Genomic DNA, 16,566 nt, shown 5'->3' with positions numbered 1-16,566 from the left:
TACATCATTGGGGGGATAACGGCAATCATATCTGTTTTTACCCTATTGAAAATTTTAAATCTCATATAGTGTCACAAGAGGAACAAAACTTTTTTTCACGGGTATATGAAGTGGTGAGGCAAATACCTTACGGGAAAGTGACTTCATATGGCGCTATTGCAAAGCACATTGGTGCGGTAGGAAGTGCCAGGATGGTGGGCTGGGCAATGAACGCCTCTCACAATATGACCGATGTGCCGGCACACCGCGTGGTGAACAGAAAAGGCCTCCTCACAGGTAAACATCACTTTGACGGCACCAATCTTATGCAACAACTTCTGGAAAGCGAAGATATTACCGTGATTGACAATCAAATTCAGGACTTTGAAAAGGTTTTTTGGGAACCGGGGAAGGAGTTATAAAAGGCTATATTTTATAGTTTTTTTGGGGTTGTAACCCTGAAATATTATGATTTTTTGAGGTTATAACCACAATTTATCATATTTTACAATTCAACTATACCACTTTTAAATCAACTCTGATAGTTTATGTTTGCTTAAAAAATACAATGTACATTCACAAATAACTTTATTTATACCCCCATCAATCAAATAAATCAAACCCCTTCACCAAATCAAGTTTTCCTTGTATATTTGCACTTTAGAATTATTCTACATAAGCTATTGAAAAGTATGATAAAGCTCGATAAAAAAGACATCCTTGCCGCTTTGGAAACCATCACGGTTTCCGGTGAAGGAAAAAATATGGTGGAAAGCGGTGCCGTTCAAAACGTAATCACCTTTGCAGACGAAGTAATTGTTGACCTGTTGCTCACCACTCCGGCATTGCATATTAAAAAACGTGCTGAAAACGACATCGTCAATACCATTCGTGAAAAAGTACATCCGGATGCCAAAGTAAAAGTCAACATCCGTGTGGAAGCCCCTGAAAAGGCACAAATAAAAGGAAAACACATTCCCGGCATTCACAACATTGTTGCCATTGCCTCGGGCAAAGGCGGTGTTGGAAAATCTACCATAACAGCAAATATCGCAGTTACTTTGGCCAAAATGGGTTTTAAAGTGGGTGTGCTCGATGCCGATATTTACGGCCCGTCTATTCCCATTATGTTTGATGTGGCCCATGAAAGGCCACTTTCAATCAACGTTGATGGAAAATCAAAAATGAAACCCGTTGAAAACTACGGTGTAAAAGTGCTTTCCATTGGCTTCTTTACCCAACCCAATCAGGCAGTCATCTGGCGCGGACCTATGGCATCCAAAGCACTTAACCAGCTTATTTTTGATGCAGCCTGGGGCGAACTCGATTTTATGCTCATTGACCTTCCTCCGGGAACGGGAGACATCCACCTTTCCATAATGCAATCGCTGCCAATTACCGGTGCTGTTGTAGTAAGTACCCCACAAAATGTAGCCCTTGCCGATGCCCGAAAAGGAGTTGCCATGTTTCAGCAGGAAAGCATCAACGTGCCCGTTTTGGGAATCGTAGAAAATATGGCCTATTTCACCCCGGCTGAACTGCCGGAAAACAAATACTATATCTTTGGAAAAGAAGGTGCAAAAAACCTGGCCAAAGATTTGGAAGTACCCTTTTTAGGGGAAATTCCTTTGGTGCAAAGCATCAGGGAAGCGGGTGACGTGGGAAGACCGGCAGCGATGCAAACCGGAACTCCGCTTGAAGAAGCTTTTGAAACGCTTACGCGAAATGTGGTACAGCATACTGTTGACCGAAATGAAAGCCTTCCGCCTACACAAGCCATACAAATCACAACAATGGCCGGCTGTAGTGCGGTAAAGAAGGCCCCCTAACCCCCAAAAGGGGTATAAAATATCCTTAAAAAAAGAAATGTAAAATGACACAGGAAGAATTACACATTAATGTTGAAAAAGCACTGGAGGAAATCCGTCCTTTTTTACAAAGTGACGGTGGTGACATTTTATTGATTTCCATTGAAAATGGCAAAATTGTAACCGTTCAATTGCAAGGTACTTGTGTGGGCTGTTCCGTCAATCAAATGACCTTAAAAAGTGGAGTGGAAATGACCATTAAAAAATATGCCCCGCAAATTGAACACGTAATCAATTTGGAAGCTTAAAATTTCCAAAAACCTATTTTGTAATTACAATTGATGATACTACTTAATGATTAAAACCGATATACTCATCATAGGAGCAGGCCCAACAGGGCTTTTTGCAGTTTTTGAGGCCGGATTGCTCCAACTCAAATGCCACATCATTGACGCCCTGCCCCAACCCGGCGGACAACTAGCGGAGATTTATCCCAAAAAACCCATCTATGACATTCCCGGTTTCCCGGAAGTGCTCGCAGGTGAATTGGTGGACAGTCTTATGGAGCAAATCAATCCTTTCCAACCCGGGTTTACCTTGGGCGAAAGGGCAGAAACCATTGAAAAACTGGAAGATGGCACATTTATCGTAACTACCAATAAAGGCACGCAACACCACGCTCCGGTAATAGCAATTGCAGGAGGATTGGGAAGTTTTGAACCCCGAAAACCACTGATACCCAACATCCACCAATTTGAAGACAAAGGCGTGGCCTATTTTATCAGAAATCCTGAAGTTTACCGCAACAAAAAAGTAGTTCTTGCCGGTGGCGGTGACTCAGCATTGGACTGGAGTATTTTCTTAGCCAACGTGGCTTCAGAAGTGACTCTGATTCACAGAAGAAATGAGTTTCGCGGTGCCTTGGATTCGGTTGAAAAAGTACAGGAATTGAAAAAACTTGGAAAAATCAATTTAGTCACTCCTGCAGAGGTTGTTGGGCTTTCCGGCAAAGATAAACTCGTAGCCACCGTAGTACAAATGGCTGACAAATCAGAAGTCATTATTGAAACTGATGCGTTTATCCCACTTTTCGGACTATCCCCAAAACTTGGCCCAATTGCCGATTGGGGCCTTGAAATCGAAAAAAATGCAATTAAAGTAGATAATTCTTTAGATTATCAAACCAATATACCCGGTATTTATGCCATTGGAGATGTAAACACCTATCCCGGAAAATTAAAGTTGATTTTATGCGGTTTCCACGAGGCTACCTTAATGTGCCAGAGTGCTTACCAGCGCATACACCCCAACAAACGCTATGTCATGAAATACACTACTGTGGGTGGTATTCACGGTTTTGATGGAAGTGTGAAGGAAGCACCAAAAGCGGTTGTGAAAGCGATTGAATAGTCCCCCTCCCAGCCTCCCCCAAAGGGGAGGGAGTATTTGTAAAGTGAAGAAAATTAATCATGCAAGACGTTATCATAACTATCATTGACAGAGAAGGTGTTACACACGAGGTACAAGCGCCCACTGACATGAATATGAACCTGATGGAGTTGGTGCGTTCATTTGAACTTGCTCCTGAGGGCACAATTGGCGTTTGTGGTGGTATGGCCATGTGTGCTTCCTGCCAGTGTTATATTGAAAGTGACCATCATCTTCCCGAAAAAGGCAATGAAGAAGAAGCCATGCTTTCTGAAGCATTTTTTGTACAGGAAAACAGCAGGCTGGGGTGCCAGATTCTCATTACCCAGAAGCTCGACGGATTGAAAGTTACTCTGGCTCCGGAGGAATAATAATTTCCGTGACCTGCCCGCAGACAGGAGCGAAAATCTCATCATTAGTCTTCCTCACACCAAATTTTTCGATTTACTCGTCCTTCGGATTACTCAACAAATAGCCCAAGGATTTTAACTCCTTGATATGATTGAAGGCAATGTTTATGATTCCAATAACCGGTATCGCCAGTGCCATTCCAATAATGCCCCAAACCGCATTTCCCAAAACCACAGCCAGGATAACAAACAGCGGGTGAATATTTACACTGTTCCCAAAAACATAGGGCTGAAGGATAAAGCTTTCTATAAGTTGAGCGACAGAAAATGTGATGATGACACCTATCAGAACCCCTGTTTCTCCGGTTGTTAAATACCCGAAAGTAAGCGCAATAAAAAACCCGATAATATTTCCCACCCAGGGAATTACACTCAATACAGCTGCGATTAAACTTATTAAAACAAAATTACTTACACCCGAAATACCCAAACCTATCGAGTAGAATATAGTGAGGGCAATGATTAAAATTAACCTGCCGAATAAATACTGTTGTGAAATTTTTGCAGTTTGGTCAATGACACAGCGCACTTCATCCTGCTTTATTTTAGAAAACAGTTGAAGTATAAACTTTTTAAACATCCTTCGGTATTCTAGCAAAAAGAAAATGTAAACAAACATTAAGATTGAATTGGTCATAAATGCCATGGCCATTCCCAAAACACTAAATGCTGTTCTGCCGGATTCAGGGTTTGCCAATATATAGGAAAGATCCGTTTTTTCTTTATAAGCATCTATTTCAGTTTGTTGCAGTTTGGTGTTTATAAGTAAGTATTGTTCAATACGTTCAAGTTTGGGGTTCATTGCATCTCTAATGGTTTCCCTGTCGTCCACAAAACTTTTGATTTGAAAATACACCAATGAAACTATCATCAAAGAGATGATCATTAAAAACAGCGTGCTGAAAAACGAAGAAAAGCCACGATTCATTCCCCAAGATTCCATTTTGTTGGAAACAGGAATCATCAGCAGTGCTAAAACTATAGCAGTAACTATTGGCGCCAAAAATGTTTTAGCTGAAACAAGACCCACAAATAAAAAATACAGCCCTACGCTGGCTGCAGAGAGTGTGTAAATTGCTTTTCGGGTAAAACTCATAGGTTAGCTATTGTCTTGTGAGCCTTGAAGGTACCCAAAAAAACCCGTAAAAGAATTGGCTTTAAAAAAATTATAACAAATAAGTGAGAGGAAATTTCACGCATTTGTTATTACTGGCCGCCCAATTTTTTTCCGTGAAATGGTTAATAATTCCATTTTGCATAGAGGTCGTCGGCCTGTCTACAGGACAAGTTTTTTAAAGTAAAACGAGAACTTCATTTAAATATAAATGGCTTACAATCTCTTGGCAACCTCTTTATTTTGGCAATCATATGATTTATATAAAATTACTCATAACCGGGGTTTTACCATCATTCCATTTGTTTACTTGTGCCACTTGACATTGTGAGTATTTAATCATTAATTAAGAAAAGTCAATCATTTACATTTTAGAAATATTTACTTAACGTTTTGGCAATATTACATTTTTTACTTGCTGATTATCTTTTTGTTAAATACAAATATGCGTCTATAATTTAATGTTGGAATTTGAAAAACAACAATTTTAAAACTTACATTTAACGGTTTATATAACTATGATGGTTTAAACTGATAACATTTTGGTAACATTGGATAACAAAATTTATAAGAATTTTGTGGTCTAAATTAAGCTTCATAAATGAACGATATTTATCTTTACATGCTGATTGCCTTGGCACTGTTAGCAATTGCCGATTTGGTTGTTGGAGTTGCCAATGACGCCGTTAACTTCCTGAATTCAGCCATAGGTTCAAAGGCTGTCCCTTTTAAACTGATTATGATTGTTGCCAGCATTGGAATTTTCTTTGGTGCTGTATCTTCCAGTGGTATGATGGAAATTGCCCGTAGCGGTATTTTTGTCCCCTCAGAGTTTTACTTCAACGAAATCATGATCATTTGTATGGCAGTGATGATAGGCGATATCTTGCTATTAGGTTTTTTTAACAATATGGGGATGCCCACCTCAACCACAGTCTCAATCATTTTTAATTTACTGGGAGCTGCGGTTGCTGTTTCACTTTATAAGATTTACAATAGTGATGACAGTTTTTCCAATTTAGGAAACTATATCAACAGTGCCAAGGCACTTGAGATTATAACCGGCATTCTGCTCTCAGTGGGAATTGCTTTTGTTGTTGGAGCCTTTGTACAATATATTACCAGATTTCTCGTCGGTTTCAATTTTGAAAAAAAGCACAAAATTGTACCTGCAGTTTTTGGTGGTGTAGGCATCACGGCTATTTTCTATTTCATAATCATCAAAGGGTTGAAAGGCACAGCTATTTTACCTGAACAACTTTCAGTTTGGGCTGATAGTAATCTAGGCTTATTTCTTCTTTACAATTTCATTGTCTGGACAATCATCTCTTTTCTATTAGACATATTGGCTAAAGTAAATGTATATAAGTTAATCATACTCCTTGGCACTTTTGCTTTGGCAATGGCATTTGCCGGAAACGACCTTGTGAACTTTGTGGGTGTTCCCATTGCAGCCTATCAAGGTTGGGAAGCTTGGGTAGCATCAGGTGTGCCTGCAAACGAATATAAAATGGGCCTTCTGGCAAACAAAGTGAGCACCCCGGTTTTATTGCTCCTTCTTTCCGGCTTGATTATGGTACTTACCTTATGGTTTTCAGAAAAAGCACAACGTGTTCTAAAAACTTCGGTAGATTTATCCAGACAAGATGAGGGTAAAGAGCGCTTTCAACCCAACGTTTTATCACAAATTTTAGTGAGGTTTTCTATGTATATCAATATCGGGATTACAAGAGTGCTTCCTCGAAAAGTGAATGAATCCATTGAAAAAAGATTCAAAAAATCGGATGTATTGTCAATTGACAAAAGAATAGACGCACCTGCTTTTGATATGATCAGGGCCTCTGTCAACTTAATGGTGGCCAGTTTACTTATCTCCTTTGCAACTTCTTTAAAATTACCGCTTTCTACCACCTATGTGACTTTTATGGTGGCTATGGGCACATCGCTCGCAGACAGGGCATGGGGAAGCGACAGTGCTGTATATCGTGTTGCCGGGGTGTTGAATGTCATTGGCGGATGGTTTATGACAGCGTTTGTGGCATTTATGATTGCGGCCACTCTGGCATTTATAATTTCATTTGTTGGCGAAATTGCCTTGGTTGTCTTATTTGGAATAGCAGTTATATTTATTATTAGAACTTATCTGATTAGCAAAAAAGAAGCTGAGGAATTTAAAGAAGAAGAACTCTTTAGAAAAGCAGAAAGCACTTCCATCAAGGGAGTGATTACTGAAAGCTCAAGTAATGTATCAACCATTATGAAGCGCGCAAGTAAAGCTTACGCCGCTACTCTTGAAGGTTTGGCAAAACAGAATATCAAAAAATTAAAGAATGCCAAAAAATATACTGAAAAACTGGACGTAGAAGTTGAAGAACTCAAAGATCACATTTTCTATTATATCAAAAACCTCAAAGGCCACGATGTAGGTGCCAGCCGTTTTTATCTTTTGGTACAGGACAACCTGCAGGACATCACCCAATCTCTGGAATTGATTACCAAGGTGAGTTTGAAACACGTAAAAAACAATCACAAAGGGCTCAAGTTCAATCAAATAAAAGATTTGAAAGAAATTGAAATGCAGCTTCTTGAGTTATTCAACAGGACAAAAATTGAGTTTGACAATAACACCCTGGACAATATTGGTGATATTCTTAAGGAAAAGCAAAACCTGCTTAACAAGGTAACCGAGCATATTGAAAAACAAATTGCCAGAACAAAAGACCCTGATTCCAGCTCAAAGAATACCTCACTGTATTTTACGCTATTGCTGGAAACCAAAGACTTGATAATGTCAACACTCGAAATGCTTGAGTTGTATTATGTCGAACACAAAAAAGCAAAGGTCATCAAGAAGGAGTTTTTATAAAACCCAAAACAATTACAATAAAAAAGGAAGGCGTTCGCCTTCCTTTTTTATTCTTAACACTTGCACAAATTTAAGAACCACACATCAGGCAGTCGTCATCTTCGGTTGCGGTTTTGGATTTAGCCAGCATTTCACGTAGCTCCTGAGGGGACAACGGTTTGTTGTCAACCTCCTGAGTAGCCTCTTCCAGAATGGCTTCTTTTAAATCGGGAAGCTCCTTTTTAACCTCTTTGTCTAAAGTAAACTTGATGGCATCTACAGCTGATTTGGTTCTCAGGTAATACATTCCGGTTTTCAAACCACTCTTCCAGGCATAAAAATGCATAGAAGTCAGTTTTGCCATGTTTGCATTTTCCATAAACAAATTGAGCGATTGGGATTGGTCAATAAAATACCCTCTGTGGCGTGACATATCGATAATGTCTTTCATGCTAAGTTCCCACACAGTCTTATACAGTTCTTTAAGATCTTCCGGAATGTTGTCAACATGCTGTATTGAACCGTTTGCCCGCATGATTTCTTGCTTCAGGTCATCGTTCCACAAGCCCAATTCAACCAAATCTTCCAATAAGTGTTTGTTTACAACAATGAACTCACCTGAAAGCACTCTTCGGGTGTAAATGTTGGAGGTATAAGGCTCAAATGCTTCGTTGTTCCCAAGGATTTGAGAAGTGGATGCAGTTGGCATCGGGGCAACAAGAAGCGAGTTTCTAACACCGTGTTTTTTGATGTCTTTTCGAAGTTTCCCCCAGTCCCAGCGGCCACTTAATTCTTCATCTTTTATTCCCCAAAGGTTGTGCTGAAACTCTCCTTGCGAAATGGGTGACCCTTTATAAGATTGGTAAGGCCCATCAACTTTAGCCTCTTCCATTGAGGCGGTTACAGCAGCAAAATACAGGGTTTCAAATATTTCCTGATTCAGTTTTTTGGCCTCATCACTGGTAAACGGAAGTCTCAACATGATAAAAGCATCTGCCAGACCTTGAACACCCAAACCGATGGGTCTGTGACGCATATTTGAATTTTCTGCTTCAATTACAGGATAATAGTTTCTGTCGATCACCCGGTTGAGGTTTTTGGTTACCCTCTTGGTTACCCTAAAAAGTTCTTTGTGGTCAAATTCGCCGTTTTTCACAAACATGGGCAAGGCAATAGATGCCAGGTTACACACTGCAATTTCATCAGCAGAGGTGTACTCCATAATTTCTGTACAAAGGTTTGAAGAACGGATAGTTCCCAGGTTTTTCTGGTTTGACTTTCTGTTGGCAGCATCTTTATAAAGCATGTATGGTGTTCCGGTTTCAATTTGCGACTCCAGGATTTTTTCCCATAATTCGCGTGCCCTGAGTGTTTTACGGCCTTTGCCGGCTTCTTCATAAGCAAGGTACTTGGCATCAAATTCCTCACTATGGCAGTCATAAAGTCCGGGGCACTCATTGGGGCACATCAATGTCCAGTGGGCATCTTCCTGAACACGTTTCATAAACAAATCAGGAATCCACATAGCATAAAACAGGTCCCGGGCACGCATTTCTTCTTTTCCATGGTTTTTCTTCAAGTCAAGGAAGTCAAAAATATCAGCATGCCAGGGTTCTACATAAATGGCAAAAGAACCCTTGCGTTTTCCCCCTCCCTGATCGACATAACGAGCCGTGTCATTAAACACCCGCAACATGGGTACAATTCCGTTTGAAGTTCCGTTGGTTCCGGCGATGTATGATCCTGTTGCCCGGATGTTGTGTATTGACAAGCCTATTCCTCCAGCAGATTGCGATATTTTAGCTGTATTTTTAAGCGTATCATAAATTCCATCGATACTGTCGTCTTTCATTGCTAAAAGAAAACAAGAGGACATCTGCGGCTTGGGTGTCCCGGAATTAAACAACGTGGGAGTGGCATGGGTAAAGAATTTTTTAGACATTAGTTCATAGGTTTCCTTAACCGCCTCCATGTCGTTTAAGTGAATTCCAACAGAAACACGCATCAACATATGTTGCGGGCGTTCGGCCACCTTTCCGTTGATTTTTAACAGATATGAACGCTCCAAGGTTTTAAAACCAAAATAATCGTAATTAAAATCGCGGTTGTAGATGATGGTTGAGTTGAGTTCATCGGCATTTTTCTGAATCACTTCATAGACCTCATCACTTATCATTGGTGCTTTTTTTCCGGTACGCGGGTTGACATATTCATAGAGGTCTGTCATCACTTCCGAAAAGGATTTCTTGGTGTTTTTGTGCAGGTTTGACACCGAAATGCGTGCAGCAAGCTTTGCATAATCAGGATGTGTGGTGGTTAATGTGGCTGCCACTTCTGCTGCAAGATTATCCAGTTCGGGAGTAGTTACACCTTCATAAAGTCCTTCAATCACCCTCATTGCCACTTTCACCGGGTCTACCAGCTCGTTAAGCCCATAACACATTTTTCTGACCCGCGACGTAATCTTGTCAAACATTACGGGTTCTTTTCTGCCGTCTCTTTTTACTACAAACATATTTTTTTGATTTTAGTTGGTGGTTGATTTCTTGGTAAAATATCCCTTGTGAGCCGTTTTCAGGCTCACTGTAATTTATATTGTAACTTATTAATTTTGTAAAGATTAGCTTCTAAAAGTCTTCGTCAAAGCTAATTTTATTGGTTTCTTTGTCTTTGTTGGTCACACCCGCCTTTTGATATTCAGACACGCGTTTTTCAAAGAAATTTGTTTTCCCCTGAAGGGAAATCATATCCATGAAATCAAACGGGTTGGTGACATTGTACTCTTTCTCACATTCCAGCTCCACGAGCAGTCTGTCCGTAACAAATTCAAGGTATTGTGTCATGAGCTTGGAATTCATCCCAATCAAACTTACCGGAAGGGATTCAGTAATAAACTCACGCTCAATATTTAATGCATCAACGATAATTTCCCTGATGCGCTCTTTGGGGACTTTATGTTTTAAGTGATGGTTGTGCAAGTGAACCGCAAAGTCGCAGTGCACGCCCTCATCACGTGAAATCAATTCGTTGGAAAAAGTTAATCCCGGCATCAAACCGCGTTTTTTCAACCAGAAAATAGAGCAGAAAGCTCCTGAAAAGAAAATACCTTCCACAGCAGCAAAAGCAATCAATCGCTCTGCAAACGAGTCTGATTCAATCCACTTTAAAGCCCAATCTGCTTTTTTCTTTATGGCAGGAAAGTTATCGATGGCATTGAATAGTTTGTCTTTCTCTACTTCGTCTTTTACATAAGTATCAATCAAAAGCGAATAAGTTTCTGAATGGATGTTTTCCATCATAATCTGAAAGCCGTAGAAAAATTTAGCCTCCGGATACTGAACTTCGTTCACAAAGTTTTCAGCCAGATTTTCATTTACAATTCCATCTGATGCAGCAAAAAATGCCAAAATGTGTTTTATGAAGTAGCGTTCATCATCGCTCAACTTGTTTGCCCAGTCTGTTAAATCCTGGTGTAAATCGATTTCTTCTGCGGTCCAGAAGCTGGCTTCGCTTTTTTTATACCATTCCCAAATGTCGTGGTGCTGGATTGGAAAAATAACAAATCGTCCCGGATTGTCTGTCAAAATAGGCTCTGCTGCATTCATAATTTCTTTTCGGTTTTAGATTTTTAAACTTAATTTTTTGCTTGGTGTCGGGACTAACAAATATGGAAAATCACTATTGATTTTAAAAGGGAAATTACGAAACGTTGTCAACAAAGTTTTCAACATATGCGCAATTAGCGGTTCATGAGTTTTTGTTAAAATTCAAACTTAACAAACTGTTTTTCTGTGCTTTAAAAATAGTTTGCTGGCTTTATAAACAGTGAACGGGATACCCGGCTGAAGCCTTTAAAAATAAGTGTTAGAGGAGATTTTGAAACAAATTAAACCGGGTTTCAAAAATGATGTTTTTTGTGATTTTTTAACTCAAAAGCCACTTTTTCAAGTTCACTGTACCAATCCTCGCCAAATTTTTTGACAAGTGCATCTTTTACAAATTTATAAACGGGCACCTGAAGTTCTTTTCCTAAAACACAGGCATCATCACAAATGGGCCATTTGTGATAGTTTACTGCTGAAAATTCGCTGTAACTTTGAACCCTGACAGGGTATAAATGACAGGAAATGGGTTTTCTGAAGTTGACTTTTCCGGCATTGTATGCATCTTCAATTCCGCAGCTGGCGATGCCTTTGTCCGTAAAAGTCACATACGCGCATTCGGCACCGTCAACCAGTGGGGTTTCCAAGTCGCCTTTGGGGGTTTGGATATGAGTTCCTTGTTTTTCAATTGCGGCAATGCCTTCCGGACGCAAAAAGGGTTTTACATCCTTATAAATTTCTTTTAAAATCTCAACCTCATCTTTTTCCAATGGGGCACCGGCTTCACCTGCAATACAGCATTCGCCTTTGCAGGCGTTGAGATTGCACACAAAATCTTTTTCGATTAGGTCTTCAGAAACGATGGTTTTTCCCAGTTGAAACATGGGGGCAAAGATAGAAATTATACGCTCCTTTTATAGCTAAAAAACTTTGCTGTTTTTCTTTGTGAAAATATTTTACATTTAATGCCTGTAGAACTCGTTTTTCTATCTAATTTTGCAGCCTTAAATTTCTGAGGATTATTTAACTAAAAAGAGGTTTCTATGTTTTTAGGTTTTGACTGGAAAGAAATGCTTTCAGCCACTATGGTGCTTTTTGCTGTGATTGATATCATTGGCAGCATTCCCATCATTGTTGATTTACGCAAAAAAGTGGGGCACATTCAAAGTGAAAAGGCATCCATTGTTGCATTAATATTAATGATTATTTTTGTATTTGTGGGCAAAGAGCTTTTAAACCTCATAGGCATTGATGTTAACTCCTTTGCTGTTGCCGGCTCATTAATCATCTTTTTTCTCGCTATCGAAATGATTTTGGGCATCAGACTGTACCGTGATGACACTCCTGAAACAGCATCCATTGTCCCTATTGCTTTTCCATTGATTGCGGGAGCAGGAACTTTGACCACCATACTTTCGTTAAGAGCAGAATATGAAGTCATCAATATTGTTATTGCAATCCTTTTAAATAGTATATTTGTTTACGGGGTGCTTAAATCCTCCAGTAAAATTGAACGTCTTTTTGGTAAAAACGGCATCAATGTGGTGCGGAAAATATTTGGGGTAATCCTGCTGGCCATTGCCGTTAAGCTTTTCGCTTCAAATGCTATGGGGCTGTTTCAACAAAATATGATGTAATTTATGAAGGTTTTTAAAATTATACTTGCAATACTTGCTGTAGTTCTACTTATTTACAATGTGACCATTATTGACTTCTCTAACCTATTCAGTAAAGAAAGCACTATCGCCATCATTGGTGTAGTAGCATGTATTTGTGCACTGTTGCTTTTGGCAATTCTAAATCTTTCGGGAAAAATTGACAGAAAAATAAAGGAGAAAAAAGATTAATTCCTTTTATCAAGTTCAAGCACCATTTCTATCATCAGGTCGTTTCTGGAAATGATTCTCTCAAAATAATCACCTCCAAACAGCTGCTCTGCTATTGCTGCTTTGATGTGAAGTTTGAGTAACTCTTCATACTCCTGAAAACTTAGGTTGCTTTCATGGAGTCGTGAGTAAACAATAAATTCCAGAAGAAGTTCATCACTAACTTCATAGCCTTCATAAAAGCTTTCAGCAGTATACTGGTTATATTCTTTTCTTTTGCTGTCAAGGTGTTCAAAAACAAAGTAGTTAATAAACCCGGACTGTGAAACAAAACTGATCACTTCGTTTTCTTCACTGATGTCTTTTGATACAAAAATATCAGGTAAAATTCCACCGCCTCCATAGACTATTTTTCCCTTGGGCGTTACATACTTTAAAGTGTCATTTACAGCAATACTGTCAGCACTTAAAAGCTCCCCATTTCTATAACGTTCCTGATACTCTCTGAAATAAGCGCGATCGCCATTGGTGTACGGACGTTGAATGGACCTGCCTGTTGGGGTGTAATATCGGGCTACCGTGAGCCTGATAGCACTTCCATCACCCAGTGCCATCTCACGTTGCACAAGTCCTTTGCCATAAGTTCTTCGTCCAACTATAGTCCCAATGTCATTGTCTTGTAAGGCCCCGGCAACAATTTCACTCGCTGAAGCCGAATTTTCATTCACCAGCACATACACATTTCCATTTTCAAAAAGCCCGCGTCGTTTGGTGAAGGTGTTTTCTATGTTTCCGGATTTGTTTATGGTTTTCAAAATAAGTGTTCCTCTTGGAAGCAGTTCATCCAGCATACGTTCGGCTGCAAAAACATAGCCGCCGGGATTGTTGCGCAAATCTATAATAAGCGATTCTATCCCGTCATCAACCAATCGTTTTAGTGCAGCTTTAAACTCATCATAAGTTGTTTCTGCAAACCGGTTGACTTTAATATAACCCAGTTTTTCGTTGATTTTAAAACCGGCATCAACGCTTTTGAGTGCTACTTCTTTTCGCGTAAGCCTAAAATCGATTTCGCGGTTTTCGCTGCTACGGAAGACTTTTAAGTTTACTCTTGAGTTCAAAACGCCTCTCAATGTTGACGTTATGGTATCTCTTTCGCTATATTCGCCATAGAGCGGTTTGCCATTGGCATACAAAATGCGGTCTCCGGGCCTGATACCGGCTTTTTCTGCCGGACCACCGTCAATGGTTGAAATTACCGCTACAGTGTCGTTATAAATGTAAAAACTCACACCAATGCCCACAAATTTCCCACGCATATCTTCAGCAACTGACTGGTATTCACTCACGGGAATGTAAACCGAATGCGGGTCGAGGTTTTTGAGAATGCTGTTTACCGTTACATCAACGATACTGTCTGTGTTGATGCGATCAACATACTCAAAATCAATATAATCAATCAGTCGGTTGAGTTTGTCTTTTTTGGAATTGGTGGCAAAAATACGTTCTGTAGTGTCGGCAAAATTGAGTTTTGATCCAATGAAAATGCCTGCTGCCAAAGCAACGCCCAAAAGAAGGGGAACATATTTAAAGGATTTTTTCATTCTATTTTTTAAACTTCAACTGATTCCAGATGGGTAAGCTGTACACCGGCTCTTTTCAGAAAATCCAGACCGGAATTGTCTTTGTATTCTATTTGATACACCACCCTGGTAATACCTGCCTGGTGAATGAGTTTACTACACTCTTTGCAAGGTGACATCGTGATGTAGAGTGTTGCATCTTTACAGGACTGTGTAGATGAGGCTACTTTTAAGATAGCGTTGGCTTCGGCGTGAAGCACATACCATTTGGTGTAACCGTCCTCATCTTCACAATGGTTTTCAAATCCTGAAGGCGTACCGTTGTAACCATCAGAAATAATCATTTTTCCCTTTACGATGAGTGCCCCAACTTGTCTGCGATAACAATGTGAAAGTTTAGCCCACTCCAACGCCATTCGCATATAGGCGATGTCGTATTTTCTTTGCTTTTTTTCTGACATTGAACTATTTAAAACTTCAGTGGCGAAGATAAAATTTTATCAACTTATTATTTATGAATGTTAAGTTAAATATTAATCACTTAAAAAATCCAGTTTCTGAGCAGCAATGGGATGGCAAGTCCAAGTATAATAGATGAAATCACCAAAACCCAATCGCGCTTGTTGAATCTGAACAACGTTTGCACAATAAATCCGATAATCAACACAATTATTGCCACTATGATTTGACCGGATTCAACACCCAGGGCAACTTCAAGTGAAGGCAACATTTTGCTTTTTTGACCTAAAGTTTCCAGAAAATAAGGCGCAAATTCAAGTCCGCGCAAAAGCCCTAAAAAAATAGAAAGTCCAAAGAGCAATCCCAGTTTTTCACGTCGTTTTTCCTTTCCGGCAGTGAATATATTAAACAAAGCGGTGAAAATTATTACCGCCACTATGAGAAAACCCACCATGCCCAGGCTCACCCTAACAGCACCATAAGATACCATCAATACTGCCAGCAAATGCCCCAGTGTGAAAAGTGTGATTAAAAGCAACAGTCGTCGCCAAGCATTGAATTGATATGCTACAGAGAGCAAAATGATAAATAGGATATGGGCGTAGTTGTGCCAGTTGACCACGTGATCAAGGCCCATTTTAAAGTAAAACCAGAATTCATTCATTGTTTGGGGGGGTTAGGTTGACAGAATCAAAGTTAGTAAATCTGAATTATTAATTGTAGTTTTAAAGTTGAAATCATTTTTTGGAAATGCATAAATATCTACTCTTCATTTTTACATTCGTTGTTGTTTTTTCAGTTTCGAGTCAAATTAATGACCTAACTGAAAATGACTGGCAGTTAATGTCTATTTTTTATGCTGGTGTAAATTATACACCTCCGGCAAATGTAAATTCTAACATAGATTTTGAAAATCAAGGTGGCCAAATCTTTGCTTCCGGAGAAGGGGTTGTCAATAGTTTTTTTGGAAATGTTGAAGTTGATGAAGTAAATAATACCATAAGTTTTACGGATTTTTCAATTACCCTTGCTGATTGCGACCAGCCCGAGTGCTGGTTTGAAACTTTATACTTTTTTGATATGATGAGTGACCAAGGCGCGCCAAAAACCTTTACGTTTGGCATAGTATATCTGGGAAACTCGGGGAGCCTTGAACTCATTGATAGTGACGGCAATGTAGCATTTTATTGGGACGGAAATATGTCTGCCCAAGATTTTGGTAAAACCCCATTGACAATTTACCCCAATCCGGCAAAAGAAACCCTTTATGTCAACTATATTGGTCAACTTTCTGAATCAATTACAGTTTATGACATTTCAGGCAAACTGCTTTTAAGTCAGGGTTTTGAAAAAACCTTAAACATTGCAGACTTAAACCCCGGCATTTACTTTATCGAAATTTCTTCCCCGGAAGGGAAAACTGTCCAAAAGTTTGTGAAGAAATAATAGCACACCCTCTATCTATCGGCAAACAAATATCTACTCCTTTCCCTTTTTAGCCTTATATTTGCC

General features: G+C 39.5%; 16 protein-coding genes. 9 read left to right on the top strand and 7 right to left on the bottom strand.

What is annotated here, in order from left to right:
- Positions 1 to 68 precede the first annotated feature (68 nt).
- The 5 genes from AC6F75_RS02250 to AC6F75_RS02230 all read left to right on the top strand — a co-directional run bounded on the left by AC6F75_RS02250 (position 69) and on the right by AC6F75_RS02230 (position 3,586).
- The gene (locus AC6F75_RS02250; protein WP_500713296.1) at positions 69 to 401 is read left to right on the top strand and encodes a methylated-DNA--[protein]-cysteine S-methyltransferase; all 333 of its coding nucleotides are present in this window, start codon (positions 69 to 71) and stop codon (positions 399 to 401) included.
- Positions 402 to 674: 273 nt separating this feature from the next.
- A complete protein-coding gene (locus tag AC6F75_RS02245; protein WP_500713295.1) occupies positions 675 to 1,808 on the top strand; it encodes a P-loop NTPase in 1,134 nt (377 codons plus the stop codon).
- A gap of 44 nt (positions 1,809 to 1,852) precedes the next feature.
- Complete coding sequence (locus AC6F75_RS02240; protein WP_500713294.1) at positions 1,853 to 2,095, top strand: NifU family protein; 243 nt, start codon at positions 1,853 to 1,855, stop codon at positions 2,093 to 2,095.
- 46 nt (positions 2,096 to 2,141) lie between these two features.
- Positions 2,142 to 3,197 (top strand): FAD-dependent oxidoreductase, encoded by a 1,056-nt coding sequence (locus AC6F75_RS02235; protein ID WP_500713293.1) that lies wholly within the window; start codon positions 2,142 to 2,144, stop codon positions 3,195 to 3,197.
- 59 nt (positions 3,198 to 3,256) lie between these two features.
- Positions 3,257 to 3,586, top strand: a complete 330-nt coding sequence (locus AC6F75_RS02230) for a 2Fe-2S iron-sulfur cluster-binding family protein (RefSeq protein ID WP_500713292.1) — start codon at positions 3,257 to 3,259, stop codon at positions 3,584 to 3,586.
- Between the two features lie 73 nt (positions 3,587 to 3,659).
- On the opposite strand, the gene AC6F75_RS02225 is transcribed toward AC6F75_RS02230, so the two are convergent.
- Entirely contained in the window at positions 3,660 to 4,721 is a 1,062-nt protein-coding gene (locus AC6F75_RS02225; protein WP_500713291.1) for an AI-2E family transporter, read from the bottom strand.
- Between the two features lie 619 nt (positions 4,722 to 5,340).
- Between AC6F75_RS02225 and AC6F75_RS02220 the strand changes: the two genes are divergently transcribed.
- Entirely contained in the window at positions 5,341 to 7,605 is a 2,265-nt protein-coding gene (locus AC6F75_RS02220; RefSeq protein ID WP_500713290.1) for an inorganic phosphate transporter, read from the top strand.
- Positions 7,606 to 7,675: 70 nt separating this feature from the next.
- Here the strand turns inward: AC6F75_RS02220 and AC6F75_RS02215 are convergent, their stop codons facing one another.
- The 3 genes from AC6F75_RS02215 to AC6F75_RS02205 form a co-directional block, all read right to left on the bottom strand.
- Positions 7,676 to 10,099, bottom strand: a complete 2,424-nt coding sequence (locus AC6F75_RS02215; protein ID WP_500713289.1) for a ribonucleoside-diphosphate reductase subunit alpha — start codon at positions 10,097 to 10,099, stop codon at positions 7,676 to 7,678.
- A 112-nt stretch (positions 10,100 to 10,211) separates the two neighbouring features.
- Positions 10,212 to 11,189: a ribonucleotide-diphosphate reductase subunit beta gene (locus tag AC6F75_RS02210; protein ID WP_500713288.1), complete on the bottom strand. Its 978-nt coding sequence runs from the start codon at positions 11,187 to 11,189 to the stop codon at positions 10,212 to 10,214.
- 293 nt (positions 11,190 to 11,482) lie between these two features.
- On the bottom strand, positions 11,483 to 12,070 hold the full coding sequence (locus tag AC6F75_RS02205; protein WP_500713287.1) for a DUF3109 family protein: 588 nt from the start codon (positions 12,068 to 12,070) through the stop codon (positions 11,483 to 11,485).
- 159 nt (positions 12,071 to 12,229) lie between these two features.
- On the opposite strand from AC6F75_RS02205, the gene AC6F75_RS02200 reads away from it, so the two are divergent.
- Positions 12,230 to 12,823, top strand: a complete 594-nt coding sequence (locus AC6F75_RS02200) for a MarC family protein (RefSeq protein ID WP_500713286.1) — start codon at positions 12,230 to 12,232, stop codon at positions 12,821 to 12,823.
- Positions 12,824 to 12,826: 3 nt separating this feature from the next.
- Complete coding sequence (locus AC6F75_RS02195; RefSeq protein ID WP_500713285.1) at positions 12,827 to 13,033, top strand: hypothetical protein; 207 nt, start codon at positions 12,827 to 12,829, stop codon at positions 13,031 to 13,033.
- Here the strand turns inward: AC6F75_RS02195 and AC6F75_RS02190 are convergent.
- From AC6F75_RS02190 to AC6F75_RS02180, 3 genes are all read right to left on the bottom strand, one after another.
- Complete coding sequence (locus tag AC6F75_RS02190; protein WP_500713284.1) at positions 13,030 to 14,616, bottom strand: S41 family peptidase; 1,587 nt, start codon at positions 14,614 to 14,616, stop codon at positions 13,030 to 13,032. The genes AC6F75_RS02195 and AC6F75_RS02190 overlap by 4 nt on opposite strands.
- Positions 14,617 to 14,624: 8 nt before the next feature.
- On the bottom strand, positions 14,625 to 15,056 hold the full coding sequence (locus AC6F75_RS02185; RefSeq protein WP_500713283.1) for a deaminase: 432 nt from the start codon (positions 15,054 to 15,056) through the stop codon (positions 14,625 to 14,627).
- Positions 15,057 to 15,136: 80 nt separating this feature from the next.
- A complete protein-coding gene (locus AC6F75_RS02180; RefSeq protein WP_500713282.1) occupies positions 15,137 to 15,718 on the bottom strand; it encodes a HupE/UreJ family protein in 582 nt (193 codons plus the stop codon).
- Between the two features lie 86 nt (positions 15,719 to 15,804).
- On the opposite strand from AC6F75_RS02180, the gene AC6F75_RS02175 reads away from it, so the two are divergent.
- Positions 15,805 to 16,500, top strand: a complete 696-nt coding sequence (locus AC6F75_RS02175) for a T9SS type A sorting domain-containing protein (RefSeq protein WP_500713281.1) — start codon at positions 15,805 to 15,807, stop codon at positions 16,498 to 16,500.
- Positions 16,501 to 16,566: the final 66 nt, after the last annotated feature.

This window comes from Planktosalinus sp. (assembly GCF_059864935.1).
This window is presented reverse-complemented; position numbering and strand designations above follow the sequence as displayed.